Source organism: Pusillimonas sp. T2, assembly GCF_002236805.1.
In the GTDB taxonomy this organism is placed as follows: Bacteria; Pseudomonadota; Gammaproteobacteria; order Burkholderiales; family Burkholderiaceae_B; genus Neopusillimonas.
In genome coordinates this window covers 1-2,763 of sequence record NZ_NIQA01000029.1, presented here as the reverse complement: position 1 = coordinate 2,763, position 2,763 = coordinate 1, and the positions used below count along the sequence as shown (strand labels likewise).

1 protein-coding gene and 2 pseudogenes are annotated in these 2,763 nt (G+C 51.7%); 2 read left to right on the top strand and 1 reads right to left on the bottom strand.

Features of this window, described 5'->3' with window-relative positions; all coding sequences use genetic code 11:
* Positions 1-124: 124 nt before the first annotated feature.
* A pseudogene (locus PuT2_RS15580) lies at positions 125-939 on the top strand (IS3 family transposase); the annotation flags it as partial.
* Positions 940-1,164: 225 nt separating this feature from the next.
* Here the strand turns inward: PuT2_RS15580 and PuT2_RS15575 are convergent.
* Positions 1,165-2,451 (bottom strand): IS110 family transposase, encoded by a 1,287-nt coding sequence (locus PuT2_RS15575; protein WP_093971909.1) that lies wholly within the window; start codon positions 2,449-2,451, stop codon positions 1,165-1,167.
* Positions 2,452-2,532: 81 nt separating this feature from the next.
* On the opposite strand from PuT2_RS15575, the pseudogene PuT2_RS15570 reads away from it, so the two are divergent.
* Positions 2,533-2,763: pseudogene (locus tag PuT2_RS15570) on the top strand (integrase core domain-containing protein); the annotation flags it as partial.

Here is a 2,763-nt window from a genome sequence, read left to right as displayed (position 1 = left end):
CATCTTGTTTGACAAATACCGAACCCGTTGCGATGCCAGTAAAGGATTTTCAGGCGCGTGGGTAATCCTCCCGTTAAACCGCAGTGATCGAAGGTAGAATTTCCACTACAAGGGAATTCACACAATGAAGCAATCTCGATTTACCGACAGCCAGATCATGGCGATCCTCAAGCAAGCTGAAGCGGGTACGCCCGTGCCGCAATTGTGCCGTGAGCATGGCATGAGCAGCGCCTCGTTTTATAAATGGCGCGCCAAATACGGCGGCATGGACACCTCGATGATGGCACGTCTGAAGGAGCTTGAGGCCGAAAACCGGCAACTCAAGAAGATGTATGCCGAAGAGCGTTTGAAGGCTGAAATGGTGCAGGAGGCGCTGCGAAAAAAGTGGTAGCGCCATCTCGACGCAAGGAGATGGCGCAAAACGCCGTTAAGCACTTTAAATCCAGTATCCGTTTGGCGTGCCAGGCGTTTGGCATCAGCGAAAGCGCCTACCATTATCAGGCCTAACACAACGACGAAAACGAGGTCATTGCCCACTGGCTGATACGGTTGACAACGGCTCAACGCAACTGGGGCTTTGGCCTCTGTTTCCTGTATTTGCGCAACATTAAAGGCTACCCATGGAACCACAAAAGGGTGTACCGCATCTATCGTGAACTGGAACTGAATTTACGCATTAAACCCAAGAAGCGACTGGTGCGCGAGCGACCGGATCCGCTGGGCACGGCGACGGATATCAATCAAGTCTGGTCCATTGATTTTATGCACGACCAGCTAACCGATGGGCGTGGGATTCGGTTGCTGAACGTCGTCGACGACTTTAACCGCGAGGGCCTTGGGATCGAGGTGGACTTTTCCCTGCCGGCAGAGCGCGTAACACGGACCCTGGATCAGATCATTGAGTGGCGCGGTAAACCCGCCTGCATACGTTGCGACAACGTACTAAATGCAAGTGCCTGATTGATCAGGAGGCAACAGTCATCCGGCGCTGATGCAAACTCAGCGCTCGTTAAAAAGAGCATGCAACACTTCCCAGTCTTTCCGCTTTTACGGGTCAGATCAGCTCACCATAGTAGAAACAAGATCCTGACGATATTTGCAGGTCTTCACTGTACTTAAAACAGCTTGAGGGCCCAGCGGAAGGTCCGAGCATTATCTACGAGGTCAGTGATACGGCTCTGCCTCTACGGCCCTATTGATAGGGATCGATCCGCTGGGTAAGCTTTGCTCGTAAAAACGTTGATAGGGTTGGCCCGATTTGATAACGCTGTACGCAACACGGGCCATCTTGGCTGCGACAGCCGTCAACGCCTTTCGACGCAAGTCGGCGTTTCCGGGGTTAGAACGAATATACCGATCATATTTATCTTTGAAGGCATTCTCACGCAGTCTGACGGCAACCTGTCCAGCCATCCAGAATGCAAGTCGTAAACGAGCGTTTCCCCGCTTTGAAAGTTGTTCGCGCCCACGCTGAGTGCCGGACTGTAGTTTTGCCAGATCGAAGCCGCAATATTTCAAAAACTGGCGATGATGTGTAAAACGCCTGATATCTCCGACCTCTGCAAGCACTGTTAAGGCTATGACCGGACCAATACCTGGCAGGCTGATCAGCTGCTCGTAGTCTTTATTCGAGGCCAAGACTTCTGCGGCGCGTTGCTCAAGGCTGCTGCGCAGATCATTCATCTGCTGAGCCTGTCGCAGTGTCACTCGAAATGTTTCAACAGCTAAGCAGTTCGGGTCATGAGGTAAGGCAGCGGAATGTTCGGCCATGTGCCAAATTTCCGTTAGCAACGTGGTCTTGGCTACCTTTCTTCCTACCAGTTCCCAAGCTTGTTGAATAAATGCCTCAAGGGGCAGTTGACGTACATGCCGTGGGGTTGGGAACTCGAGCATAAATCTTAACCACCATTCGATCCGAGTTGTCTGCCAATAACGCTGCATTTCTGGGAAATAGAGCGGCAGATGATGATTAATGATGGCATGCAGCACCTTGGTTCTTGCTCGAGTAATCTGGTAGTACGTTTTGGACAGCTCTTGCAGATCGTGATGACCAGCAACCATAGGGTCCACATATCGCATAACCATGTTGTGCTTGAGCATGTCCAGGATGATGGATGCATCCTTCGGATCGTTCTTGTCCCAGGAGTTGAACTTCGCTTCGCGGTATCGTGCCTGAGCAACCGATGAGACGATCGCTACCTCTACACCAGCCTGAAGCAGGCGATGTGCTATAGGGCGATGATAGTCACCTGTGGGCTCAAACGCGGCCCGCCAAGGCCCAGGAGTCGAGCTAATGTATTGCACCAAACGATCAAAGTCTTGCGCGCTGTTGGTCATCTTGAAACGCCGCTGCTCGCCGCTAGCCAGTTCAACAAAAACAGCGTTGAATTTTCTAGCTATATCGATAGCAAGCAAATGCGGTTTAGTCGTAGTATGTGCTGTGTCAGCCATTCGGGTGTCCTCCTCGGGTCCTAGAGAAACCTAAGGATGCCAGTCACCTGGCTTGGCTGACAATCATTCTGCACTTACTACGGCCCTGAATACATTGGCAAAACCATGCTTCAATGGGCGGCCAGGCAACGTATTACGCTAATCCATACTCAACCCGGCAATCCGCAGCAAAACGCCTATGTTGAGCGTTATAACCGCACGGTGCGTTATGATTGGCTGGCCCAAAACCTGTTTAGCAGTCTGGACGAAGTTCAACTCGGTGCCACCGCTTGGCTCTGGACTTACAACAATTGGGTATTTCGGAGCAACGTG